Origin of the sequence: Enterobacter sp. R-1.6.2, assembly GCF_035064085.1 — a bacterium.
In the GTDB taxonomy this organism is placed as follows: Bacteria; Pseudomonadota; Gammaproteobacteria; order Enterobacterales; family Enterobacteriaceae; genus Enterobacter; species Enterobacter asburiae_B.
In genome coordinates this window covers 1-25654 of the sequence record NZ_JASEYI010000026.1, presented here as the reverse complement: position 1 = coordinate 25654, position 25654 = coordinate 1, and the positions used below count along the sequence as shown (strand labels likewise).

The 25654-nt window shown below is 54.3% G+C and carries 23 protein-coding genes and 1 pseudogene; 17 read left to right on the top strand and 7 right to left on the bottom strand.

All coding sequences use genetic code 11. The annotated features are described in order from the left end of the window. The first annotated feature begins 130 nt into the window (after positions 1-130). The 5 genes from QMN93_RS21640 (at position 131) to QMN93_RS21620 (ending at position 6316) form a co-directional block, all read left to right on the top strand. Positions 131-484: a helix-turn-helix domain-containing protein gene (locus QMN93_RS21640; RefSeq protein WP_064672405.1), complete on the top strand. Its 354-nt coding sequence runs from the start codon at positions 131-133 to the stop codon at positions 482-484. Positions 485-554: 70 nt separating this feature from the next. Beyond that, positions 555-872, top strand: coding sequence for a YebG family protein (locus tag QMN93_RS21635; protein WP_064672404.1), 318 nt, complete (start codon positions 555-557; stop codon positions 870-872). Between the two features lie 1659 nt (positions 873-2531). Then, entirely contained in the window at positions 2532-4421 is a 1890-nt protein-coding gene (locus QMN93_RS21630) for an autotransporter outer membrane beta-barrel domain-containing protein (RefSeq protein WP_170864491.1), read from the top strand. Between the two features lie 415 nt (positions 4422-4836). Further along, positions 4837-5481, top strand: a complete 645-nt coding sequence (locus tag QMN93_RS21625) for a fimbria/pilus periplasmic chaperone (RefSeq protein WP_323619984.1) — start codon at positions 4837-4839, stop codon at positions 5479-5481. Between the two features lie 226 nt (positions 5482-5707). Further along, positions 5708-6316: a helix-turn-helix domain-containing protein gene (locus QMN93_RS21620; RefSeq protein WP_193139167.1), complete on the top strand. Its 609-nt coding sequence runs from the start codon at positions 5708-5710 to the stop codon at positions 6314-6316. An 88-nt stretch (positions 6317-6404) separates the two neighbouring features. On the opposite strand, the gene QMN93_RS21615 is transcribed toward QMN93_RS21620, so the two are convergent. Together QMN93_RS21615 and QMN93_RS21610 are read right to left on the bottom strand one after the other, a co-directional pair. Further along, entirely contained in the window at positions 6405-7016 is a 612-nt protein-coding gene (locus QMN93_RS21615) for a helix-turn-helix transcriptional regulator (RefSeq protein ID WP_081273700.1), read from the bottom strand. A gap of 14 nt (positions 7017-7030) precedes the next feature. Next, entirely contained in the window at positions 7031-7930 is a 900-nt protein-coding gene (locus tag QMN93_RS21610) for a response regulator transcription factor (protein WP_134211458.1), read from the bottom strand. An 83-nt stretch (positions 7931-8013) separates the two neighbouring features. On the opposite strand from QMN93_RS21610, the gene QMN93_RS21605 reads away from it, so the two are divergent. The 7 genes from QMN93_RS21605 (at position 8014) to clcB (ending at position 14652) form a co-directional block, all read left to right on the top strand. Continuing rightward, the gene (locus QMN93_RS21605) at positions 8014-8637 is read left to right on the top strand and encodes a glutathione S-transferase family protein (protein WP_193139165.1); all 624 of its coding nucleotides are present in this window, start codon (positions 8014-8016) and stop codon (positions 8635-8637) included. 155 nt (positions 8638-8792) lie between these two features. Next, positions 8793-9530, top strand: a complete 738-nt coding sequence (locus QMN93_RS21600; protein ID WP_069303907.1) for a YoaK family protein — start codon at positions 8793-8795, stop codon at positions 9528-9530. Between the two features lie 276 nt (positions 9531-9806). Beyond that, on the top strand, positions 9807-10517 hold the full coding sequence (osmY, locus tag QMN93_RS21595) for an osmoprotectant ABC transporter permease OsmY (RefSeq protein ID WP_069302737.1): 711 nt from the start codon (positions 9807-9809) through the stop codon (positions 10515-10517). An 18-nt stretch (positions 10518-10535) separates the two neighbouring features. After that, positions 10536-11435 (top strand): osmoprotectant ABC transporter substrate-binding protein OsmX, encoded by a 900-nt coding sequence (osmX, locus tag QMN93_RS21590; RefSeq protein WP_193139164.1) that lies wholly within the window; start codon positions 10536-10538, stop codon positions 11433-11435. 8 nt (positions 11436-11443) lie between these two features. Then, the gene (gene osmW / locus QMN93_RS21585) at positions 11444-12091 is read left to right on the top strand and encodes an osmoprotectant ABC transporter permease OsmW (protein ID WP_006808875.1); all 648 of its coding nucleotides are present in this window, start codon (positions 11444-11446) and stop codon (positions 12089-12091) included. After that, entirely contained in the window at positions 12091-13239 is a 1149-nt protein-coding gene (gene osmV / locus QMN93_RS21580; protein WP_064672397.1) for an osmoprotectant ABC transporter ATP-binding protein OsmV, read from the top strand. The genes osmW and osmV overlap by 1 nt, the downstream gene beginning before the upstream one ends. A 102-nt stretch (positions 13240-13341) precedes the next feature. Continuing rightward, a complete protein-coding gene (gene clcB / locus QMN93_RS21575; protein WP_193139163.1) occupies positions 13342-14652 on the top strand; it encodes a voltage-gated ClC-type chloride channel ClcB in 1311 nt (436 codons plus the stop codon). Here clcB and bioD read toward each other — a convergent pair. The 3 genes from bioD to QMN93_RS21560 form a co-directional block, all read right to left on the bottom strand. Beyond that, positions 14587-15282 (bottom strand): dethiobiotin synthase, encoded by a 696-nt coding sequence (gene bioD / locus QMN93_RS21570; RefSeq protein ID WP_023311511.1) that lies wholly within the window; start codon positions 15280-15282, stop codon positions 14587-14589. The genes clcB and bioD overlap by 66 nt on opposite strands. Before the next feature lie 130 nt (positions 15283-15412). Beyond that, positions 15413-16633 (bottom strand): sugar metabolism global transcriptional regulator Mlc, encoded by a 1221-nt coding sequence (mlc, locus tag QMN93_RS21565; RefSeq protein WP_023311510.1) that lies wholly within the window; start codon positions 16631-16633, stop codon positions 15413-15415. 94 nt (positions 16634-16727) lie between these two features. Next, positions 16728-17660 (bottom strand): LysR family transcriptional regulator, encoded by a 933-nt coding sequence (locus QMN93_RS21560; protein ID WP_069302734.1) that lies wholly within the window; start codon positions 17658-17660, stop codon positions 16728-16730. 121 nt (positions 17661-17781) lie between these two features. On the opposite strand from QMN93_RS21560, the gene QMN93_RS21555 reads away from it, so the two are divergent. The 5 genes from QMN93_RS21555 to QMN93_RS21535 all read left to right on the top strand — a co-directional run bounded on the left by QMN93_RS21555 (position 17782) and on the right by QMN93_RS21535 (position 23088). Further along, positions 17782-19035: an MFS transporter gene (locus QMN93_RS21555; RefSeq protein ID WP_193139162.1), complete on the top strand. Its 1254-nt coding sequence runs from the start codon at positions 17782-17784 to the stop codon at positions 19033-19035. A 74-nt stretch (positions 19036-19109) separates the two neighbouring features. Further along, entirely contained in the window at positions 19110-20594 is a 1485-nt protein-coding gene (locus QMN93_RS21550) for a carboxypeptidase M32 (RefSeq protein WP_264884920.1), read from the top strand. Positions 20595-20765: 171 nt separating this feature from the next. Continuing rightward, on the top strand, positions 20766-21290 hold the full coding sequence (locus QMN93_RS21545; protein WP_226852627.1) for a thioredoxin fold domain-containing protein: 525 nt from the start codon (positions 20766-20768) through the stop codon (positions 21288-21290). Between the two features lie 174 nt (positions 21291-21464). Then, on the top strand, positions 21465-21986 hold the full coding sequence (asr, locus tag QMN93_RS21540) for an acid resistance repetitive basic protein Asr (RefSeq protein WP_323619990.1): 522 nt from the start codon (positions 21465-21467) through the stop codon (positions 21984-21986). Between the two features lie 280 nt (positions 21987-22266). Further along, on the top strand, positions 22267-23088 hold the full coding sequence (locus QMN93_RS21535; RefSeq protein ID WP_033145374.1) for a serine protease: 822 nt from the start codon (positions 22267-22269) through the stop codon (positions 23086-23088). Between the two features lies 1 nt (position 23089). Here QMN93_RS21535 and QMN93_RS21530 read toward each other — a convergent pair whose 3' ends face one another. Both QMN93_RS21530 and mdtI read right to left on the bottom strand, forming a co-directional pair. Next, a complete protein-coding gene (locus tag QMN93_RS21530) occupies positions 23090-25252 on the bottom strand; it encodes a bifunctional diguanylate cyclase/phosphodiesterase (protein ID WP_064672388.1) in 2163 nt (720 codons plus the stop codon). Between the two features lie 83 nt (positions 25253-25335). Continuing rightward, positions 25336-25590, bottom strand: a pseudogene (gene mdtI / locus QMN93_RS21525) (multidrug/spermidine efflux SMR transporter subunit MdtI); the annotation flags it as partial. Positions 25591-25654 lie beyond the last annotated feature (64 nt).

The window sequence follows — 25654 nt, the reverse complement described above, 5'->3', positions numbered from 1 at the left end:
GGATGTGAAAAGACCCGTTACGGTCAGGGATTTAAATGCAACAATAAAACTTGCAATTAATACAAAAACGCGCCACCTTTTAATGCAACAGATAAAGATACCTTTTGACAGGCCGCGTGGGGGTAACCAGATGAACACTGGCGCATTTATGCATGATTTACTCGACTGGATCGACAACAACCTGGATAGCCGTCTGGACATTGAGTCCGTTGCCAGGCGATCCGGCTACTCAAAATGGCACCTCCAGCGCCTGTTCAAAGAGCATACGGGCTATCCCCTCGCCGGGTATATCCGCGCGCAAAAGCTACAAAAATCGGTTGAGCGCTTAACGCGCAGCGATGAACCGATTCTGAACGTGGCGATCGCGCTGGGCTTCGACTCCCAGCAGTCCTTCAACCGCAGCTTTAAGCGTCAGTATGGTCAGGCGCCCGGGGCGTGGCGGCGGAGTATGGGGCGCCCGGAATCGCAGCAGCTTTGCCAGTGATGCATATTTTGCTGCAACGTCGATCGGTAGCTGCTATACTGTATATAAATACAGTATAGCGAGGTGCACGATGGCTGTTGAAACAAAATTTGTTGTCGTAAGAAAAGGTGAAGAGAAAATGACATTTGCCAGTAAGAAAGAGGCTGACGCTCACGACAAGCTGCTCGATATGGCAGACGCGTTCACCGACTGGCTGTTGCAAAGCGGAATGCAGATGGATGAAACGCAGGCTGAAAATCTTGGCCTGTATCTCGCCGAGCAGAAAGAGACGGTGCAGCATATTCTGCGTACCAGCAAGCTTCCCGATCTCAATGCGCCAGCTGCAACGGATAAAACAGAATCCGATGCGGCTGACATGAAAAAAATCAGGGCCGTGAAAGCGGCCTGATTGTCAGAAAAATCATCTCCGATCCCGGCGCCGTAAGCAGATAACTGCTTACGGCTTTTTTAGCTGTCTGCAGGGTTCCGCTGCTGGTTGAGGGTAACGATGTCATTGTTTCATATTCAGAACATAAATAAGGAGATGACGTGCGCCAGGAAATGAAGGCGAAAATCATCAGGATCTGTGATTCAAAAATTGCCTCTTCATAAACCTCGTCTCAGCCCTGTAACACGCTAAAACGGGATGGCGGGTGAGGACAAAACCGGAATATGAAACCCCACCCGCTCGGCCAGGGCGAGAATACCTCTACCACAGGGCATGGCGACGCGCTCTGCATCCCGTCTCTCCCGAGAGGACAGGACGCCAGCTTACACGTCAACTTTTCGTTCAAAGCAGACATTTTTTCTACTGCTGCCCACTTTGCACTGTGTGTTCAATCGCTTAATGAGAGCGCCCGGCGTTTAGCGCGTTAGGTGCCAAATCAGCTCTATCGCAGCTGTCCGGGTTAATAATAGATCCTGTTATGCGCTCTGTAATAATAGATGCTAATCAGTTTATTCTGAGCAACTTTTTTCTTTTTACTTTCTTTTTATTAAAAAAAATTTAACATCACTTTCGCATTAGAGTGCAATCCTGTTACCTGGATAAACCCAGGGTAATAACGTCAAAAAAACGACAACCCTATCAGTCGCTTGTAACAATCACCTGACCTTTTAGGGGAAAAAGTACTAAAGTGGACTTTTTTTTCTGAGTGTTTCTTTTTAATTGTAAGTAAAATTTGTCAACTTTTTAGTTGGCCGCAATTAATATTGCTCGCCGCAATATATCGGTGCCATTTTTATGGCGAAATATTATCTATGGTGCATTATGGCAAACGCAAAACAGCAGTCTCCAAATACTTTTAAACCAAAAATCAAGGCAATTAATATTGTTATTTTAGGCGCCCTTTATTCCTGGGGTTCCTGCGCATCTGCACAAACCATCAGTGCCGATACCGATGTTACCGGTCAAAATGTTACTGATGGCGTGCTGATAGACACTGCTGGTGTCACTGCCAATATCAATGGCGGTAGCAAAATAAGTAATACCCCGGATAAAAATGGTGTAACCATTAATCTTACAGATCCTACGAAAGGCGCAACACTGAATGTCAGCGGCGCAGGGACCACTATTTCTGGTGGAAAAATTGGTATAGATGTTGCCAACTCCATAGGGGCTACGGTTAACGTCACGGACAATGCGTATGTAGAAGGCGTGGAAACCGGTTTAGTCGTCCGTAATAATGTTAATGGTCAGGCTAACGCGAATCTGAAGGTTGAAAACTCAACCATCAAGGGTGGGGGATTCGGTGTCTATGTCTGGGAAACATCGGGTAAAAGTGGCAGTAATGTTGATATCTCTAATTCCTTGATTGAGGCTAATGGTGGCAGTAATGATGACAAAGCAGTATACATTAGCGAAGGGAGTAGCCTTGTCCATATAACTAACAGCACGATTAAATCGGACGGTCAAGGCATCATGACCAGTAGTGGTTATTCCGGCGCAATAGATATTGCGGACTCAACCATTTCTGCGGCTAAGACTGGATTAAGATTGATAGGAAATAACGGAGATACTTACAACATTTCTAACACTACTGTAAATAGTGGTAATGAAGGCCTTGTAATGTACGGTAGTAAAAATACCAACGTAACGCTGTCTAATGGCACAACAGTAAACGGTGTTAATTATGGGATCTACACTGATGATGCCAGCAATGAAAATAATATCATCAATATTGATAGCTCCTCGGTAAGCTCCTCGACCGGCAATGGTGTTGCTCTGAGTGGCGGTTACACGTTAAATTCAAGCGCAGGGTCAACTATAGAAGGTGATAGCGCCATTATCCTTAAAGGGAATACCATAGGCTCCACCGTTAGCGTGAAAGACTCCACGGTGACCGGCAAAACCAATCTGCTGAAGATTTCCGGTACCAGCGCAGTGGATACGGTCGGTTTCAGCGGTTCTACCCTTTCCGGCGCCATCACCACCTCTTCAGGTGCTGACCAGTCGGTGAACATCGACAGCTCAACCTGGAACGGTAGCGCCGGGAAAACCGGTACCGGCGCGCTGGCGCTGGATATCAGCAACGGCTCAACCTGGATCAACAACGCGGCCACGGATGTTGATGCCATCAGCCTGACCGGTGGCAGCACCATCGTGATGGACGGCGGGAATATCCACACCGCAAATCTTTCCGACACCGCACCGACCACGCTGCTGGCGGCAGCCAGCCCGACAGCGTCCACCATTTACTCCACGTATAACGCGGAAACCGGTTCAGCCTATGTGCTTACCGCCGACAAGGCCACCGGCAGCTTCAATGCCGGCGTCACCTCCAGCTCCAGCGGTGCAGCGGGCGATATGACCGGCAACACCATTGTGCAGGTGACGGACGGTTCCGGTGCGACCTTCAACTCCATGCAAAGCGATGTCGGGGTTTACCGTTACGAATCACGCAGCGTGGCTAACGCAGACGGGTCAACCAGCGTGATCCTCGATAACATTACGCCAGAACCGACGCCAGAACCGACGCCAGAACCGGCCCCTGGCCCGAACCCGAACCCGAACCCGGACTCGCGCACGCTCTCAACCGCCGCGCAGGCTGTGGTGAATACCCGTGCGGCAGCGATGAGCATCTGGAGCGACGAACTGGATGTGCTGAACCGCCGTCTGGATAACGAGCGCCTCACCGGCAGCAGCGACGGCACGGTGAACGCCTGGGGCAGCTACTACGGCGGCTACCACCGTCAGCAGGTCGAGCAGACCAGTTCTGCCTACGATCAGACCAACAACGGCTTTATGTTAGGTGCCGACAAGCGTGTCGATATCGCTCCGGGCAACCTGCTGTTCGGTTTTGCCGCCACCCGCGGGTATTCGGATGTGAACATGCATGACGGCGGCAGTGCAGGCACAGATGTCGACAGCTACGGCGCTTCACTGTATACCTCACTGCGCCTGAACAACGGTCTGTTCTTTGATGCCAGCATCAAGGGTACGCACCTGAAAAACGACATCAGCGTGACGTCTCTGGACGGCGGTCATACCACCGGCGACTATAACAACAATGGCTTCGGCGGAGCTTTCAAAACGGGCTACCACAAGCAGTTTAATGCCTGGTATATCGAACCTTATGCCCAGATTTCTTATGCCCGCTATAACAGCGTCGACTACAAGCTGAAAAATGGCCTGCACACGAAAGATGACGGCAGCACCTCACTGGGTCTGGAAGGCGGTGTGAATGTCGGTACGGCGATGGCGCTGAACAATGGCACCGAGGTCCGTCCGTATGTGCATCTGGCCGTTGCGGGTGAAACCGAGAACAGCAACACCATGGACATCAACGGCGAAAAAATCAACGACAGCACCGACGGTTCACGCGGCATCGTTGGCCTGGGCGCGGATGTGAAGCTCAGCAAAAACCTGAGCGGATGGGCCGGGGCGAACTATGCCAAAGGTCAGGATCACTACGAGTCTCCATGGCAGCTGAATGCCGGTGTCAGCTACACCTGGTAATTTAATGACAGGAGCGAAAACCGGGCATAATGTTATGCCCGGTTTTTTTTTACGAAAAGCCTGCAAGGATAACTTCATATTACAAAGGCTTTAGCATGGCACAAAAGGTAACGCGTTTCTGCGCAGTCAGCTTTCCCCCCCGCCCCTGCCGCCCTCACCTCAGAAACCCATTGCAATCCAGCAACCAAAGAGCCCTGCCTGCAGATACATCAGGTTGGTTCATAAACACGGTTTTATGATAATAGTGGACAAATAAAGAAATTTTATCTGATGTAACAATTAGAACACAATCCTTTTAAGGACTTACAAAAAAAGACTTTTTTTATCTTCGCCAGTATCATCTTTTAAGATCTGCAAGGAGCTCCAGATAATAATATTACGGAGTTTGTTTCAATTAATTATTGTGGAGTCAGGATTGAAAGCCACATTACCTATATTAACTGGCTGCGTTGCAATTGCCCTCATTCATAATACCTCCGACACTGTCAATTTCCGCGGCACCCGTTTTTTAGATAAAGCAGCAAAAAAAGAAGTTTCAGTAATCGTGCGCAACCCGTTCAGTGCACCGTATTTAATTGAGGCGGTAGTGAAAAATCTTAACAACGACGTGCACAAATCCCCCCACCTCATCATTCTTCCCTTCAGTCACCAGGAAGGCGGTAAAGAGAACCTAAAGCGCCTTGTTATTGCAGGCACGCTTTCCCAGGATAAAGAGTCGATGTACAGGCTTCGCGTCAAGGCGATTCCGTTTGCGTCTAAGGAAAATAAGACGCTACAGATTGCCGCCGAGACCAGTATCAAACCCATCTATCGCCCTGACGCGCTAAAAGATGCCCACGTTGAAAAACAGAGCGATAAACTCAAGTGGCATGTTACAGGCGAGCGGTTTGAAGGACTTTCTTATGAGGCCTACAGCGGCGGGAGAACAGGGATTATCGATACTGCCTCAGCAGTTGGCACGCCGACCTTTAAAATTCATACACATACTGTGAGTATGGCCTCTGGCAACATACCCGGTAAAATCAGTCCTGTTATTACCATGTCATTTGCATACAACTGAGGACGAGCTGCGTACGCAAAACCGCTATCGGAAGGCGGTTTCATGTTTGTTTTTTCTCACAAGGATGTCCAGATGAAGCTAATCCTCCAACCCCATATTCTGTTCAGAGCCTTATCAACCTCCTGACTGATTGTATCGATACGTTCTGATTCGGAATTTTTATCATCTTTTCAACAAACTCTTCTATCATACATTAACAATTATAATTTTTTTGGTAGCCATAAGTATGAAACCTGAAACACATTTCAATACCCTGATCGAGGCAGCCTCTGACACCAGGCGGATCCAGAGTGGTAAGCCACGCCAGCTCATTTCGCTGGAGAAGAAAACCGAGCCAGTAACGTTTATCCTGCATGAGGGAGTCGTTGCGATATACCGAAGCAGCGATCGGCTTCTAATCAAATACATCAAAGCCCCAATGATTACTGGCATGAACGAATTAATTGACACCAACGCCGACATTTTTATAAAGGCCTACAGAAATGTTAGCTATGAGATCCTGCCCACAAAAGAGATGCTTGACGTCATCAGTACGAAGGGATTATGGAAAGAGGCCGCATACTGTTATATGTATGCCGTCCGGCAATTGCTGGTCGCCCACTACTCATCCGTCGGGCTCTCCACCTATGAGTTGATAAGACTGAATTTGATTGCCCTGATGAATGAAGATGAAGCGCTGAGTGCTCATGTCAACGTCAGTGATTATATTCTCGAAAAAACCCGACTTTCACGCAGTCGTGTTATGAAAATACTGGGCGATTTGCGTATCGGTGGTTATATTGAGATCAATCGAGGTATTCTGATAAAAATTAATAAACTGCCTGAAAAATATTAAACGCTTTAACGGATAATTAACACAGGGCCGTTATATCTGAAAAAGAATACCGGGGGATAAATTACCTGACGTAAGAACAGCTGCCGCATCACAGCGGCGGCTGGAGCTTTTGTATCGCTTTGCGCAGTTGCAGATCATTCTTGACCCCCAGCTTAAACATAATCTTTCGCTTATGGGTACTGATCGTTTTCTGACTTCGAAACATTTCACGTGATAATTCAATCCCGGTTTTACCGCTTTTCAGGCCAATAAGTACCTTTTTTTCTGCATCGGTAAATATCATACCGTCGGTTATATTATTTTCCTGCTCCTGCAGTCGCAGGAAGTGAGCACTGATATAACGTTGTTTTTTCATACTGTGTTTTATTAGCTCACGCAGTTCAAGCAGACGTTCATCCACACAAAGCAGTGAACACCGGTATGACCTCATGAGCTGATGTGCCAGCTTCTCCTGACATGCAGAGAGCATAACCAGAGCAGTTCCTTCACCTGACCGGCAGAGACTTTCGTACTCCGCGGAGGAGATATCAGTAAGCGTGTCATATGCGGTAAAATCAAGCAAAGTCAGATGCGCGTTATCCTGCCGTGTAAGTTCATATTTCCAGTCAGGGTTTTGTTCGCGAAAAGCCTTCAGGCTGGATATAAACCCGCTCATTAGAGTCGGATGAACCACACGGGAACAAACAGTAAAAGTAAACATAGTTCTCCAGATGTTCAGACTGAATAAATCTGATCCAAACGGTTAAGCAGATCCAGCCAACTGGCTGACTTTTGCAGGCTCAGACGTAACCGGATGTTTTGTTTATGGGTGAAGACCGTTTTATATCCCATATGGCGCAGACTGGCGATCTCATAGGCACTCAGACCTCGGGCGCAGTCGATAAGAATATTCAGTTCAGAGTGTGTGAGCCTATTTTTTCTATTCATGTTATTTATTAGCGGGGAGCGTAAAGGTAAATATCCTGAACTGAAATTTTTGGATAAAATGCGCTTAGCGAGTTCTTCTTCCAAATAATTTTCGCAGAGTAGCGTCTGTACACCAAGCTCGTACATCAGTCTGATAAGCAGGACATCCCGTTTTGCGACCCAGACGATAATTTCTTTTCCCTGCATTATCAGATGATGAATTATCCGTAATAGAGAATATATTTCTTCACCGGCACCACTAACGCCTGCAGCGAATAAAGACGTTTGATCAGTAAAGAGGGTTACCTCCTCTATCAGCTCGTCTGGTTCAATCACCAGCAGGGAGCTATTGGCGACCTGGATGCTGTTTTTGGCCGCATTGCGAAACAGTGGCCGAGGTTCATAAAGTATAATTTCTGTTATTTTTTGCTGTAACATCGTATCATTTATAAATATAATTCCATATAGATTGATATTAGATAAATATGCGGCAATATTGGAGCGGTTTTGTGTCCAATAAAGGATGTCAATTGCACAGAAATCATTTTTTGGAATTCCCTGCGCGGGATTTATATTTTTTGGCAGGAAAACGATAATCGCTGGCTTTGTACCATCGACAACTCCTGCGGTACGAGCGCGGCGCAGTTGTCTGAGACAGCAAAAAGATAGGCATCCGCCGGAAGGGGTCGATTGGGCAAGACAGTACATCCCACTAAATTTTGCCCCAACCTTCCCCGCGCAACTGGTGTATTGTTTTTAGACAATTCAATCCTCTAAAGGACACCTGCGCAATGATCACCATCCTCGGCAAAACCACCTCCATTAACGTTCGTAAAGTGCTCTGGACCTGCGAAGAAGCAGGCCTCGAATATCTACAGGAAGATTACGGCAGCGGTTTTGCCTCAACGGAAACGGAGACCTTCCGCGCGCTGAATCCCAACGCCATGGTGCCGGTGCTGATCGATGACGATTTCGTGCTGTGGGAATCTAACGCCATCTGCCGTTACCTGGCGCGCAAGGCCGGACGTCACGATCTGCTGCCCGCAGAACCGCAGGCCTGCGCCAACGTCGAGCGCTGGATGGACTGGCAGGCGACCGAATTTAACAACGCCTGGCGCTATGTCTTCCCGGCGCTGGGGCGTAAAAACCCGGACTTTAACGATCCTGAACGTATTGCGGCGGGAATAAAAGAGTGGAACCACTGCATCACCATCCTGGAAATCCAGCTGCAGCGCACCGGCGCCTTTGCGGCGGGCGAGACGTTTACCCTTGCGGACGTGGTGCTTGGGCTGTCGGTGAATCGCTGGAAAATGACGCCCTTTGATAAGCCCGACGTGCCCGCGATCGAGGCCTGGTTTGAACGCCTTAACCAGCGACCGGCGTTTTTGCGTCACGGAAATAACGGCATGATTTAAAGTATTCTCGACCCCATTTTGAGTAAGGATATTTTAATTAATTACTAAACCCTGAAAGTCGTCAGAGGGAATAATAATTAAGCCATATCCTGGACAGCCCGTTGCGCCGCTTTGCTAGCCTGAATATTCAGGCAAAGCTCAATCTGGAGGTATTCTTGCTGATTAGACTCAAGAAAGAACGAACGCATAAGGAGGATCGCCGGCTTGCTCTCTGGCTGGCGACCTCGGCAGGTTTGCTGAATGCCATCGCTCTCGGGGCATTTGGTTTTTTCCCCTCACACATGACCGGCAACACCTCACAGTTATCGAGCGAAGTCTCTTCCACCGATCTGAGCGATATGATTTTCTTCGGCTCGATTATTCTCTCTTTTGTCGCAGGCGCCATTATTGCGCGCATGATTGTGATATGGGGCATTATTCATAACGTCAGGCTGGTTTTTTGCCAGATCCTGTTTGTCGAAGGGTTATTACTGACCGGCGTCTCCTTCTACGAGATGTATTTTCATGCCCTCACCAGCAACCGCGTGATTATTCTTTTTCTGTGCGGACTAATGGGCATTCATAACTCCACCTCCACGCAGCTTTCCGGCGGGCGGGTGAGATCAACGCACATTACCGGCACGCTGACGGACGCGGGGATATCCCTGGCCTCGGTACTGGTGGCGATGCTGCGCAGGGATTACTCCAAAGATACGGCGGCGCAAAAAAGCCAGCTGACAACCCACTTAACCACCCTTTTCTCGTTTATTTCGGGCGGTATCGCGGGGCTGCTGCTGTTCAGATGGATCGGGTTTAACGCCATGCTGGCACTCGGGTTGATGCTCGCCGTGGTCGCTATCGTTTCAATTATCACCGTCTCGACGCGGGTTCGACGGGTTCGTGCCTCTCTCTGAAGTTAATGACCGATATCCGGCGTATGAGCTCCTTAGATGTGACACCGTCACATCTAAAAATTCGCTTTAGGACTATTCTGTCTGACCCTCAATCAGCCCTTATGCCATAAGGCCTAACCCAAGGTTGTCACTGTTTTCATAGGGTTACTGATTTTACCCCTTCGCTGGAACCCTTCCCAAACGCTTGCTATAGGTGAAATACCCCTGCCGAATCATGGCATAACAACAGGCAACCGGTGGTTGCTATAACGCATGCGCACAGGGAGACACACCGCAATGCACCCATTACTCAAACGTTCGCTGCTGTTTGTCGGCGCCATTATCGTGGTCCTCGCCCTCCTCGTCTGGGGCATCGGGCTGGAAACGATAAGGGCGCGCCAGGTTGACCTGGTTTATCTCGGGCAACAGCACATGATTCTGGTTTTCTCATCGATGCTTTTTGCCCTGCTGGTCGGTATTCCAGCCGGCATTCTGCTGAGCCGCCCGGCCGCGCGGGGTATCGCCGAATATGTGATGCAAATTTTTAACGTCGGCAACACGCTCCCGCCGCTGGCCGTACTGGCGCTGGCGATGGTGGTGATTGGCATTGGCGATACGCCCGCCATCATCGCCCTGTTCCTCGCCTCGCTGCTGCCAATCGTGCGCAATACCTACGCCGGGCTGTGCTCGGTACCGCCGTCGCTGCTGGAAGCGGCAAACGGCATCGGGATGACCAAATGGCAGCGTCTGCGTCAGGTTGAGCTTCCAGCCGCCTGGCCGGTCATGCTCTCGGGGATCCGCATCGCCACCGCCATTAACGTCGGTACCGCGCCGCTGGCGTTCCTGATTGGGGCCAGCAGCTACGGCGAGCTGATTTTCCCCGGTATCTACCTGAACGATTTCCCGACCCTGATCCTCGGCGCGGCGGCCACCGCCCTGTTCGCCCTGATCCTCGATACCCTGCTGGCGGCGCTGGGTCGCGTAATGAGTCCCCATCTCGCTCGATAACTATAACAAGGAGCTTCTATGAGACTGTTTTCCGGCCTGACGGCGCTGTGTGCCGCGGCGCTGTTCACCAGCCAGGCGATGGCGGCCCCGCTGATTCTGGCGACCAAGAGCTTTACCGAGCAGCATATTCTCTCGGCGATGACCGTGCAGTACCTGCAAAAGAAAGGTTTTCAGGTCCAGCCGCAAACCAACATTGCCACGGTGATCTCCCGCAACGCGATGATCAACAAGCAGATTGATATGACCTGGGAGTACACTGGCACGTCGCTGATCATCTTTAACCACATCAACAAGCGCATGTCGCCGCAGGAGTCTTATGAGACGGTGAAACGCCTGGACGCGAAGCACGGTCTGGTCTGGCTCAAGCCCGCCGACATGAACAACACCTACGCTTTCGCCATGAAGCGCAAGCGCGCCGAGGCGGAACACATCGACACCATGTCGGAGATGGTGGCGAAGATTGAGCAGGTCCGTAAAACCAACCCGGACAAAAACTGGCTGCTTGGCCTGGACCTGGAATTTGCCGGGCGCAGCGACGGCATGAAGCCGCTGCAGGCGGCCTACAAGATGGATCTGGACCGCCCGCAAATCCGTCAGATGGACCCCGGTCTGGTCTATAACGCGGTGCGCGACGGCTTCGTCGACGCCGGCCTGATTTACACCACCGACGGGCGCGTGAAAGGCTTCGACCTCAAGGTACTGGAAGACGATAAAGGCTTTTTCCCGAGCTACGCGGTGACGCCGGTGGTGCGTAAGGACACGCTGGAGGCCAACCCCGGACTGGAAGAGGCGCTCAACACCCTCTCGGCGCAACTTAACAACGACGTTATCACCGAGCTGAACAAGAAGGTGGATATCGACCATCAGTCACCGCAGCAGGTCGCCCGCGATTTCCTGCGTAGCAAACAGCTGCTGTAGGAGGCGCTATGGAGACGATTCACTACATTCTGGACAACTGGGATTACCTCTTAACCCTCACCCTTCAGCACCTGTGGCTGGTGGCGCTGGCCGTAGGTTTAGCCATCATCATCGGCGTACCGCTGGGGATTCTGATTGTCCGCCATAAGTGGCTGGCAACGCCGGTGCTGGGGATTGCCACCATCGTGCTGACCATTCCGTCCATCGCCCTGTTTGGCCTGATGATCCCGCTGTTTTCGCTGATCGGTCAGGGTATTGGCGCCCTGCCCGCAATTACGGCGGTGTTTCTCTACTCGCTGCTGCCGATTGTGCGTAATACCCATACGGCGCTCGACAGCCTGCCGCCGGGCCTGCGCGAAGCCGGACGCGGCATCGGCATGACCTTCTGGCAGCGTCTGCGCTGGGTCGAGATCCCGATGGCGCTGCCGGTGATTTTCGGCGGGATCCGCACCGCCGTGGTGATGAATATCGGCGTGATGGCGATTGCCGCCGTGATCGGCGCGGGCGGTCTGGGCCTGCTGCTGCTCAACGGCATCGGCGGAAGCGATATTCGCATGTTGATTGCGGGCGCGCTGATGATTTGTCTTTTAGCGATTGTGCTCGACTGGCTGCTGCACCGTCTGCAGGTGGTTCTGACTCCAAAGGGGATTCGATAATGATAAAACTGGAAAACCTCACCAAACAATTTTCACAGAAGCACGGCCAGTCCTTTAAGGCCGTCGACAACGTTAACCTGACCGTACCCGAAGGGGAAATGTGCGTCCTGCTCGGCCCCTCCGGCTGCGGGAAGACCACCACCCTGAAGATGATTAACCGCCTCATTACCCCAAGCAGCGGGACAATCCTGATCAACGGTGAAGACACCAGCGGGATGGACACCGTCACCCTGCGCCGCAACATTGGCTACGTTATCCAGCAGATTGGCCTGTTCCCGAACATGACCATCGAAGAGAACATCACCGTCGTGCCGCGCATGCTGGGCTGGGATAAAGCGCGCTGTAAAACCCGCGCCGAAGAGCTGATGGATATGGTGGCGATGGATCCGCATAAGTTCCTCAACCGCTACCCGCGCGAGATGTCCGGCGGCCAGCAGCAGCGTATCGGCGTGATCCGCGCCCTGGCGGCGGATCCTCCGGTACTGCTGATGGATGAACCCTTCGGCGCGGTGGACCCGATCAACCGCGAGGTGATCCAGAACCAGTTCCTGGAGATGCAGCGCAAGCTGAAAAAAACCGTCATGCTGGTCAGCCACGATATCGACGAAGCCCTGAAGCTCGGCGACCGTATTGCGGTGTTCCGTCAGGGGAAAATCGTGCAGTGCGCCAGCCCGGATGAGCTGCTGGCGAAACCGGCGAATGAGTTTGTCGGCTCGTTTGTCGGTCAGGACCGGACGCTGAAGCGCCTGCTGCTGGTATCGGCGGGCGACGTGACTGACCAGCAGCCGACCATTACGGTGCGGGGCTCTACTCCGCTTCCCGAAGCCTTTGCGACCATGGATGATAATGACATTCGGGCCGTTACGGTGGTTGACGAGCACGGCAAACCGCTGGGCTTTGTGAAGCGTCGCGAAGCGCGTAACGCCAGCGGTACCTGCGCCGACATTCTCCATCCGTTCCGCATGACCGGCAAGGCGGAAGACAACCTGCGCGTGGTGCTTTCACGTCTGTATGAGAGTAATACCAGCTGGATGCCGATTGTTGATGAGGACGGTCGCTACAACGGCGAGATTTCGCAGGACTATATTGCCGAGTACCTGAGCTCCGGACGCACGCGCCGGGCGCTGAATATTCATAGCGACAGCTAACCTTTCTGGCCGGGCATCGCCCGGCTTTTTCGCACGCAGACCTTTTGCTAACCCCGCGATTTCCCGCCACAATATCGTATCGTCCCCGTTAAAACGCGACCCATGCAACGTCTTCATACCTACCCCGATATCCGCGCGATGTTTCGTCGCCTGCTGATTGCCACCGTCACCGGCGTGCTGGCCGCGCTCGCCGTTGCGGTATTCCGCCACAGCATGTACCTGCTGGAGTGGCTGCTTCTCAGCAACGACAGCGGCAGCCTGGTGAATGCGGCCGCGTCGCTCTCGCCCTGGCGACGCGCATTGACGCCAGCGCTGGGTGGGCTGGCTGCCGGACTGCTGCTCTGGGGATGGCAGCGTCTGACCGCGCAGCGGCCTCATGCCCCCACCGATTACATGGAAGCGCTGGAGACCGGAGACGGCCAGTTTGACTACGGCGCCAGCCTTGTGAAATCCCTTGCCTCGCTGCTGGTCGTGGCCAGCGGAAGCGCCATCGGGCGTGAAGGGGCGATGATCCTGCTTGCCGCCCTCGCCGCCTCCCTTTTCGCCCGGCGCTTTACGCCCAAATCCGAATGGAAATTATGGATAGCCTGCGGTGCCGCCGCCGGGATGGCCAGCGCCTATCACGCGCCCTTAGCCGGAAGCCTGTTCATCGCGGAAATTCTGTTTGGCACGCTGATGCTGGCCTCGCTCGGCCCCGTGGTGATTGCGGCGGTGGTGGCGCTTCTTACGACGCAGCTCCTGGCACCGGGCGCGGGTACGCTCTACGCGGTCCATCTGAGCGGCCTCCTTACCGCGGCCGATTATGCTCTTCTCGTCGCGATGGGGCTGGTGGCGGGCCTCTGCGGACCGCTGCTGATGTGGCTGATGGACGTCAGCCACGGGCTTTTCCTGCGCCTCAACCTTTCGCCGCCGTGGCAGCTGGCGCTGGGCGGTGCGATCGTCGGGCTGCTGTCTCTTCTCACACCGAAGGTGTGGGGGAATGGCTACAGCGCGGTTCAGGCTTTTCTGCTCGCCCCGCCGCTGCTGTCGGTGATTGCCGGGGTGTTCATCTGTAAACTGCTGGCGGTACTGGCGAGCAGCGGATCGGGCGCGCCCGGTGGGGTGTTTACGCCCACGCTGTTTGTCGGTATGGCAACAGGAATGCTGTTCGCGCAGCTTTTCGCGCTGTGGCTGCCGGGCTCTGAGACGGCGATTTTGCTGGGGCTGGCGGGGATGGCAACGCTACTTGCCGCGACCACGCATGCGCCCATTATGTCGGCGCTGATGGTCTGTGAAATGACCGGGCAGTATTTTTTACTGCCCGGCCTGCTGGTCGCCTGCGTGGTGGCGTCCGTGCTGTCGCGGACGTTACGCCACGACTCGGTCTACGGTCAACACGCCACCGAGGGCAGAGAGATCGATGTACTGCGCTAGCTCGCGCTGCTCGGCGCGGGGCAGATAAGGCAGTTCACCCACCAGCGGCCCGGGCAGCTTTTTGCTCAGCACGTCGATGATCTCGGCGTAGTGCGCCAGGCCCGGGTTGATGCGGTTTGCTACCCAGCCAATCAGCGGCAGGCCGTCATTGGCAATCGCCTGGGCCGTCAGCAGCGCGTGGTTGATGCACCCTTCCTGGATACCCACCACCATTACCACCGGAAGCTGTTCCTGCACGACCCATTCGGACAGCGGGCGCAAATCATTCATCAGGCTGCGCCAGCCGCCCGTCCCTTCCACCACCACGTGGTCCACCTTTTCGCTCAGGTTCGCCAGGCCGTCGGACAACAGGGGATAATTAATCAGGCCGCTGTGCGCTACGCTGCTCTCCTCTTCGCTTAACGCAATGGGATTGACCGCGTGATAAGGCAGTTCCAGCGACGAGACGCTTTGCAGCACCAGGGCGTCTTTATTACGCAATCCCTCTGGCGTCTCTTTACTGCCTTTTGCGACCGGTTTGTACCCTGCCACGCGTTTACCGCTTGCTGCCAGCGCCTGCAGCAATGCGCGGGATACGACGGTCTTGCCGACAGAGGTATCAGTACCAGTAACAAAGAAACGCTTAAGCATGACTCACTCCACCTCTTGGGTATGCTTCGAAAATATAAACCAGGTAAATAATTCAGTGGAGGAAGTCTACGGGATGCGTGCGCTACCCGGCTTGAGATAGCGCAATTTTTCTTACATCTGCGGAAAAGAGTTAACCCTGCAGCAGGCGGATCAACAGCGAGCCGTTATACATGGCATCTTTGACCAGCGCCGCGCCGGCCATGGTTCCCTGGTTGGAAAACTGGGTGCTTTCTACCGCAATATTTTTGCTGTAGGCGGGAAGCGACTGCTGATGGATGCAGGCCGAAATCGCCGGGAAGAGGATCTCCGCCGCCTGGCTCAGCGGTGAGCCAATAAGGATTTTTTGCGGATTGAAGAGGTTCACCATAATGGCCAGTATACGGCCAACGTTATTCCCCACGCCGGTAATAATGTCCTTCGCCAGCAAATCGCCCTGGCGCGCGGCGGCGCAGAGGGAATCCACCGTCAGGGGTTGTCCGTGCAGCGAGGAGCTCATGGACTGGCTGAGCCGGACCTGCGCAAGCTCCAGCACGCTTTCCACGCTGGCAATGGTCTCCAGACAGCCGTGGTTTCCGCAGTAGCAGCGCTTGCCGTACGGGTCGACCTGGGTATGACCGATTTCCACCAGGCTACTGCTCCCGGCGTGGAGAAGACGTCCGTCGGTAATCACGCCCGCCCCGACGTTATGGTCGATGACCACCTGAATCACATCCCGCGCGCCGCGCGACGCGCCAAACAGCGCCTCCGCCATCGTCCAGGCGCTAATGTCATGCTGAATATAGACCGGCACGCCGGTATGGTTTTTCAGCACCTCGCCCAGCGGCATCTCTTTGACATCGTCGTAAAACGGCATGCGGTGAACAATACCGTTTTCGGTATCAATAATGCCCGGCATGGTGATGGCAATCGCCGTTAAGCGTTCCAGCCGCTGCTGATGGCGGATAAAGAAGTGATCGATATGCGAGACAATCGCGTCGAGGAGCGGTTCCTCCGCGTTGAGCGGCAGTTCAAGCCGGTCTTCCACCACCAGCTTGCTGCTCAGGTCGCGCAGCGCAAGGAAGATCTCCCCCCGGCTGATGCGCAGTGACAGGTAGTGCCACGCTTCCGTTTCAACCACCAGCCCGACAGCCGGACGACCGCGGCTGCCTGGCTCCTGAATTTCCGTCTCCTGAACCAGGTGCGCTTCCAGCATCTCGCGGACAATCTTGGTGATACTGGCAGGTGCCAGTTGTGCCAGGCGCGAAAGATCGATACGCGAAACCGGACCAAGCTGATCAATCAGGCGATACACCGCGCCAGCGTTGGTCTGCTTAATCTGATCGATATGCCCTGGCTGACTATCAGCAACCACCTCGTACTCCCTTATTTTCGAGCTTCGAAATAAACTGTTTGCTATGGTGAAGCACTTGCATGGCCGTCGTCAAATATTTACTTAGCCATGTGATTTACCGCACATTTTTACCCTCTTTTGCGTGAAAATGCCGCCCGGCAGAGGCGCTCATTAGCTGCTGTTTGAAGCGCTGTGCGGCATGGCTCTGTTCACGGTGTTTTGACCACACCAGCCACATTTCGGAAACGGCATCCTCTTCGGCGATGGTCACCCAGTGCATTTCGCGCAGCTGCACCCGCTTAAAGGAGGCCGGAAGAATAGATACGCCCAGACCGGCCGCGACCAGGCCGATAATGGTCATCGCTTCCCCTACCTCCTGAGTGATGACCGGGGCAAGATCGTAGCGGCGCATCAGCCCCAGGATATCGTCATACAGACCCGTCCCGACCTGCGGGTCAAAAAAGACAAAGGGCTCTTTTGCCAGCTCTGCCAGCGAGACCGCCGGACGCGACGCCAGCGGGTGATCGTGCGGGATCATAGCCATCAGCGGTTCGCGCAGGATAACCTCCCACGCCAGCGTGTCCGGCAGCTGAGTGTTACGCATCAGCCCCAGATCCAGCGCTCCCTCATTCAGCGGCGCAATCTGCTCGCGGGTGTTGATTTCGCGCGTCTGAATGTGAACATCCGGAAAGTGGCGACGAAATGACGAAAGGGTCTCCGAGACGGCGCTGATAAACGGCGCGGACGAGGTAAACCCGATCCGAAGCTCTCCGGCTTCCCCGAGATAGAGCCGTTCTGCACGGGCGGCGGCGTCATCGACCATGCTCAGAATTTGTCGGCTGTCGATCAGGAACTGTTTACCCGCCGCCGTCAGGCTCACGCTGCGGTTGGTGCGGGCCAGAAGGCGCGCCCCGACCTGCTGCTCCAGGATCTGAATCTGCTGGCTTAACGGTGGCTGAGAGATATTCAGCCGTGCCGCCGCGCGGCCAAAATGCAGCTCCTCGGCGACGGCGACAAAGTAGCGAAGATGACGCAGCTCGATATTCATATTTTTAAAGTATCATTTGAGATTATTAATATATTAGACAGAATATTTACATTTTCCTACCCTAAACAGGTGGTCATACCCGTCACCAGAAATCACGGGGATGTTTAAGCAAGGAAATTGTGTGAGCCGTACAACGACTATTGATATCGATCCGGCCAGCGATATCAATGACTTACCCGCAGCACCGCAGCCGGTCCAGTTCATTAAACGTGGTACCCCCCAATTTATGCGCGTCACGCTGGCGCTCTTTTCCGCCGGTCTGGCGACCTTCGCCCTGCTCTATTGCGTTCAGCCGATCCTGCCCGTTCTCTCTCATGAGTTTGGCGTATCGCCTGCCAGCAGCAGCGTTTCGCTCTCTGTTTCTACCGGCATGCTGGCGATTGGCCTGCTCTTTACCGGGCCGCTGTCCGACGCCATTGGCCGTAAACCGGTGATTGTAACCGCGCTGATGCTGGCGTCGGTCTGTACGTTACTCTCGACCATGATGACCAGCTGGCACGGTATTCTGGTGATGCGCGCGCTGATTGGGCTCTCGCTCAGCGGCGTGGCGGCGGTCGGGATGACCTACCTCAGCGAGGAGATCCACCCGAGCTTTGTTGCTTTCTCTATGGGGCTTTACATCAGCGGGAACTCGATTGGCGGAATGAGCGGACGCCTGCTGAGCGGGGTGTTTACGGACTTCTTTAACTGGCGTATTGCGCTGGCGGTAATCGGGTGTTTTGCGCTGGCATCAGCGCTGATGTTCTGGAAAATTCTACCGGAATCGCGTCATTTCCGCCCGACATCGCTGCGCCCGAAAACGCTGTTTATCAACTTCCGCCTGCACTGGCGCGACAAAGGTTTGCCGCGCCTGTTTCTGATGGGATTCCTGCTGATGGGCGCCTTCGTCACGCTGTTTAACTATATTGGCTACCGCCTGATGCTCTCGCCGTGGCATCTGAATCAGGCCGTTGTCGGTTTGCTTTCTGTGGCCTATCTCACCGGCACGTGGAGCTCGCCGAAAGCCGGGGCGATGACCGCACGCTATGGACGCGGGCCGGTACTGCTGGTATTCACGGGCGTGATGTTACTCGGCCTGCTGCTGACGCTATTATCCTCGCTGTGGTTCATCTTTACCGGGATGCTGCTCTTCTCCGCCGGGTTCTTCGCCGCCCACTCGGTCGCCAGCAGCTGGATTGGCCCGCGCGCGCGTCGCGCCAAAGGCCAGGCATCATCGCTGTATCTGTTCAGCTATTACCTGGGCTCCAGCATCGCCGGGACCCTCGGCGGCGTGTTCTGGCATAACTACGGCTGGAACGGCGTGGGCGGGTTTATCGCACTGGTGCTGTGCGCGGCGCTGCTGGTGGGCACCAGTTTGCATAAACGTCTGCATTAACATTCCAGCGCCTTCGTGTTTAAATCAAGCCGATGCTAATTTTTGTCATCGGCTGATTCAGACACGAGGACTTCATGAAAAACAATAACTACCAACAACTCACCCGCACCTTCCAGCGTCTCTCCCGCTTCTCCCATCTCTCCTCCATCGCCAGCTGGGATATGTTCACGATGATGCCGCCGGGCGGCAGCGCCGCGCGCGGCGAGGCGCTGGCGGAGATGAGCGTCCTGCAACATCAGATCCTGACCGATAAAAAAGTCGGCGACCTGTTAGCGGCGGCGGCAGGTGAAGATCTGAATGATGTCGAACAGGCCAACCTGCGCGAAATGACGCGCCACTACCAGCAGGCCACTCTGCTGCCGGAATCGCTGGTGGAAGCCAAATCCCTGGCGGGCAGCAAGTGTGAACACGCCTGGCGTACTCAGCGCCCCGCTAACGACTGGCAGGGTTTTTCCGCCAACCTGAAAGAGGTGGTCAAACTCAGCCGCGAAGAGGCTCGCCTGCGGGCCGAAGCCAAAGGCTGTACGCCGTACGACGCGCTGCTGGACATTTTTGAACCCGACATGACCAGCGCGCGTCTGGACGTTCTGTTCGGCGATATGAAGTCCTGGCTCCCGGACCTGCTGGCAAACGTGGTGGAAAAGCAGGCTCAACGGTCGTTTATTCCGCCGCAAGGCCCCTTCCCGACGGCAACACAGCGTGAGCTGGGCCTTGAAGCCATGAAGATGCTTGGCTTCGATTTTAACGGCGGTCGCCTGGACGTGAGCGCGCACCCGTTCTGCGGCGGCGTCCCGGAAGACGTGCGCATCACCACGCGCTATGACGAAGATGAGCTGCTCAGCGCGCTGTTTGGCGTGATCCACGAAACTGGACACGCCCGCTACGAACAAAACCTGCCGCGCGCGTGGGCAGGACAGCCGGTTGCCCTGGCGCGCTCAACCGCGATCCATGAGTCACAGAGCCTGTTCTTTGAAATGCAGTTGGGGCGCAGTGAAGCCTTCCTCAGGCATCTTCTCCCTGCGGTACACGCCCGCTTTGGCAGCCAGGCGGCGTTCAGCGAAGAGAACTTTATTGCCTGGAACCAGCGCGTGAAGCCTGGCTACATCCGCGTCGATGCGGACGAAGTGAGCTACCCGGCACACGTGGTGCTGCGCTATGAGATTGAGCGTGCGCTGATCAACGGCGAGATCGAGGTGGACGATATTCCCGCCCTGTGGGACGAGAAAATGCAGGCCTGGCTCGGATTATCCACCAAAGACAACTACCGCAACGGCTGTATGCAGGACATCCACTGGACCGACGGCGGTTTTGGTTACTTCCCGTCATACACCCTTGGCGCTATGTACGCCGCGCAGCTGTTCCATACCGCCCGAACCGCACTGCCGGGTCTGCAGGCCTCCATCGCTGAAGGCGATTTTTCCGCACTCTTTGAGTGGCTGCGTCAGAACATCTGGCAGCACGGCAGCCGCTTCAGCACGTCGCAATTAATCACCCAGGCGACGGGTGAAGATCTGAATATCCGTTACTTCCGCGAACATCTGACCTCCCGTTATCTTTAATCCCTCTGCCGGAGCCTGCTCCGGCACTCTTCTCACCCTTTTCAATAAGAATATGATTTAGCACATGTTGTCATGATTGTGTCGGGTGTATGAATGCGTGTCCTTCCGACACAATTAGACTGCCATCAGGTCAGGATTAAAAAAATAAAGGGATGAATGATGAAAGGCATAATGAAAACGATGTTAGCCATTCTGTGTGCGACCAGTTTAAGTACTTTCGCAGCCACGGATACTACCCCGCAAGACGCGTTCAACGATATTACCCGCTCTCTTGCAGACCTCCAGCCCATCACGTTTCAGGCTCCTGCTGAAAAATATAAGCTGCTGGTGTTTATTGATAATCAGTGCATTTACTGCAGCAACGTAGTGAAAAACGTTAAGCAATATACGGATGCCGGTTTGACGATGTCGTTTCTGACCGTTGCGCCCAACGCCATTCGCGACTCGGTAATTGAAGATATGGGGCGCGTCTGGTGTTCAACCGATAAGGTCAAAAGCCTGCAACAAGCGATGGCAGGATTTTTACCGGATAACGACACCACCACAGCCTGCTCCGATCTGATCGCGCGGCAATCTGCACTGGCAGAACGACTGGGCATTAGCATCACCCCGGTAATGGTGGTGATCGAGCCTGAATCACGGTCGATTATAGGCAGCCAGTCTCCGGCGGCTATTCTGGCCACACTGAACAAATAACAGAGGCCCGTACGAGCAGCGGCGTTTGGCCTGTTCGTACACTTTCCTCCCCTCTGTACATTCCGTTACACGCCGATACCAATCACTCACGGAAACCTCGAATTTACAGGGATATAGTTATTTCAACGGCCCCGCAGTGGGGTTAAATGAAAAACCAAATTCGAGGGTATGAGAATGAATAAAGTATTAGCTCTGGTTGTTGCCGCTGCTATGGGTCTGTCTTCTGCTGCATTTGCTGCTGACACTACCGCAACTGCCGCACCGGCTGCCGCGCCTGCTGCAACCACCACCGCTGCGCCAGCAAAAGCGGTTCACCATAAGAAACATCACAAAGCTGCAGCGAAAAAAGAAGCCGCTGCACCAGCAACCGCAGCACCAACCGAGCAGAAAGCTCAGGCTGCTAAAAAGCACCACAAAAAAGCGACCAAACCGGCTGTAGAACAGAAAGCTCAGGCTGCTAAAAAGCACCACAAAAAAGCGACCAAACCGGCTGTAGAGCAGAAAGCGCAGGCTGCTAAAAAGCACCACAAAAAAGCCGCTAAACCAGCTGTAGAGCAGAAAGCGCAGGCTGCTAAAAAGCACCACAAAAAAGCGACCAAACCGGCTGTAGAACAGAAAGCTCAGGCTGCTAAAAAGCATCACAAAAAAGCAGTAAAAAACGAAGCTGCTAAATCAGCTGCACAGCCAGCTGCGTAAGAGTACAAGCTTAACCGTGCCCTTCGGGGCACGTTGGTAAACCGGCGCTGAACCGGAACAGGTTCCGCGCCGTTTTTTTATTTCCGGAGGGCGTATGCTGCGACGCTATCGGTTTGAGCTGATTCTGATCCTGCTTATTTTATGCGCGCTCATCGCCAGCCATTTTTATCTTTCCTGATTGTAGCACGCTGATTTTACTCCCACTTTAGCGCTGTCCCGTCTATAGTATTTTCATAGGGTTCACTTTTAATAATCATAATTACCCCCACCAGAGTGTGATATGCGTAAATCTGTTGTGTTGTTACTGGGAACGTTTGGTCTTTTTTCTGGATTCTCACATGCGGATGATGGCGGTGATGACACCATTAGCGCGAAAGAGCTAAAGACGCTTTTTTTCGGTCATGACGATCGTACGCGCGTCGCCGATCCCACCCAGGCCCCCTGGGATGCTATAGGTCAACTGGAAACCGCCAGCGGTAACTTATGCACCGCGACGCTGATCACCCCGCAGCTTGCCCTGACGGCAGGCCACTGCCTGTTAACGCCGCCAAACGGCAAGCCGGATAAAGCGGTTGCCTTGCGGTTTGTGTCGCAAAAAGGGACCTGGCGCTATGAAATCCACGGCATTGAAGGACGGGTCGATCCGTCTCTCGGCAAACGCCTGAAGCCGGATGGCGACGGCTGGATAGTGCCACCGGCGGCCGCCTCATGGGACTTTGGCCTGATCGTTTTACGCTACCCGCCTTCGGGCATTACGCCGCTGCCGTTATTTGACGGCGACAAGGCCGCCCTCACCGCCGCGCTGAAAGCCGCCGACCGAAAGGTGACGCAGTCAGGCTATCCTGTCGATCATCTGGATACGCTTTATACGCACAGCGACTGTATTGTGACGGGCTGGGCGCAAACCAGCGTACTCTCGCATCAGTGCGATACGTTGCCGGGTGACAGTGGTTCGCCGCTGATGCTGAAAACCGACAATGGCTGGCAGTTGATTGGTGTCCAGAGCTCTGCGCCGGCGGCAAAAGACCGGTGGCGCGCCGATAACCGCGCCTTGTCCGTTACCGGTTTCCGCGACCAGCTGGAAGCGCTGGCGCAGCAGTAAATCAGCAGCGTCTGACCTTACGTAACGCTTTGATTGACTCAATTGGCATCGGCTGGCTGAACCAAAAACCCTGCAGTTGATCGCAGCCAGCCAGCCGCAGCAGTTTCATTTGCTTCTCGGTTTCCACCCCTTCTGCCACCACCGCCATGCCCAGCGCATTGGCGATCCGCACCGTACCGCTCACCAGCGCGGCCGCCTGTTCATCGTTATCCACCAGCCCGGCCAGGGATTTATCGATTTTGATGGTGTCGAAGTTAAAACGCCGCAAATAGCCAATGCTGGAATAGCCGGTGCCAAAGTCATCCAGCGCCACCGCCGTACCCAGCGCTTTAAGATTCGCTATCGCCATGCGGGCTCGCTCCGGATTTTCCAGTACATACGACTCCGTAACCTCAAGCTGCAGCCGGTTGGCCGGGAAACGGGTGCTCTCCAGCACGCTGGCCACTTTTTCTTCGAAGGCAGGATCGCGAAATTGCGCGGGGGAGATATTCACGGAGAGCTTTAATTCACCGTACGGCTGTAGATCCTCACAGGCCCGCTGCAACACAAACTGACCCAGCTTATATATCAGACCGCTGGTCTCCGCAATGGCGATAAAGGTATCCGGACCCAGCGGCCCCTCCGGGCGACGTGGCCAGCGGACCAGCGCTTCGACGCTGCTCATTGTCTGACTGCGGGCGTCAACGATCGGCTGATACCAGACCTCAAACTCATCGCGCTCCAGACCGCTGCGGATCTGATTTTCAATCGCCAGCTTGCGTTCCCGGACGCTGTTCAGCTCCGCGTCGTAGTGGGTAATACGCCCTTTCCCGCTCATTTTGGCGTGATACATGGCAATATCGGCACGGCGAAACAGTTCGGAACTGTTGCATTCCGTCAGAGTTCCGCTGGCGATACCGATGCTGGCACCGATATGGATGGTGCGTTCCCCCAGCTGAACCGGGGTGGTGAGAAAATCCAGCACGGAAACGGCAAAGGCGGTAGCCTGCGCCTCTGCATCATCACCGCCGATGGTCATTGCAAACTCATCCCCGCCCATGCGCGCCAGCATCCCGCCCGGCGGCACGCGTTCATTCAGCGTTTTCGCTATCGCCACGATGAGGTCGTCCCCCACGCTGTGGCCGTAGATGTCATTCACATCTTTAAAACCGTCCAGATCGATAAACACCACGCTTTTGACGTCGGTATCGCCGCGTAAACGCACCCGATCAAGCGTTTCGATAAGCGCGCGCCGGTTCGGCAGATGGCTTAGCCAGTCCGTTCTTGCAACCAGACGCGCCTGGCTTTCGCCGCGCGCGAGTTTGTACAGCCCCACGCTGCTCACCAGAATGAAGAGCAGAATCAGCCCCGACACCAGCACCACAATCTGCCTGATATCAGACGATGCCGCCCGGGCGGCCTGTGCGCCCGGGAGCCGCGCCTGCCAGTTCAGATATCCGACTAACTCCCCTGCCGCACTGTGCAGCGGCATACTGCGATCGTTGATTTTGCCTGGGGTAAAATGGAGGTTATCGATCTGAAAGGTGCCGCCCAGGTCGGATAATATTCTGGCGTTCAGATGGCGGGTAATCACCAGATAGCGGCGCGTTCCGTCGTGGACCTGTAAGCTGCCGACCATCGGGCGAATCAGCCCAATGCCGACAAAGGCCACGCCGTTGCGCGTCTGGCTGATCCCCGCATAGATATTTTTTTCGCCCGCAAGCTCGCGCCCGTGCTGGTCGATAAGCGCTTTGAGGCCTTTACCAAAGAAGTCGAGGTTTTTTTCGTTAAAGGGCCGGCTTTGAAACGATCCCCAGAGGACGTTGAAATGCTCATCCAGCATGAAGGTGCCGTCATAGAGGTTATTGATTTTAAAGCCCGTACCCCAGGTGTTGTACAGCCAGTCGGTATCAAGCGTGGGACGGTAGGCCTCCCGCACCGCATCGTCCCAGACGGCGTTATCAAGCACCAGAGAGGAGACGCGGTTAACCGATGTCTGAATAGACCCCTGCACGGAAAGCGCCGTGCGGTGTTCATCAATTTCGTTGGTTTTGGTGCTGATAAGATGCAGGGATAGATAGAGCAGTGCGACGATGGAGATGATTAAGCCGATGCCCGCCATGAAGACCAGGGCAAACAACGTTCTCGCATTGGGAATATTGCGCCAGCTTAATGTGCGATACATCAGCCATCCTCTTCATGTTTTGCTTTTCTAAGCGTAATACAGGCAGCGAATTTCGCTGCCTGTAAATCATGGCGAGAGGTCTGTCAGGCGAGTTTTATCATGATCATGCCGGCAAGCAGCAAGATGAGTCCCATCCAGCCCTTGTTGTTTAAGCGCTGGCCGAAGAGTACCCAGCCAGCGGCCAGGGTAGCGGCGATACCAAAACCGCCCCACAGCGCATAGGCCACCGAAAGATCGATCCCTTTTACCGCCTGAGACAGCGCGCTGAACGCCCCCAGAACCGCGGCAATCGACATCAGGCCGTAGAGTTTACGGCGAAAACCATCTGTAGATTCAATTGGTCAACGCAACAGTTATGTGAAAACATGGGGTTGCGGAGGTTTTTTGAATGAGACGAACATT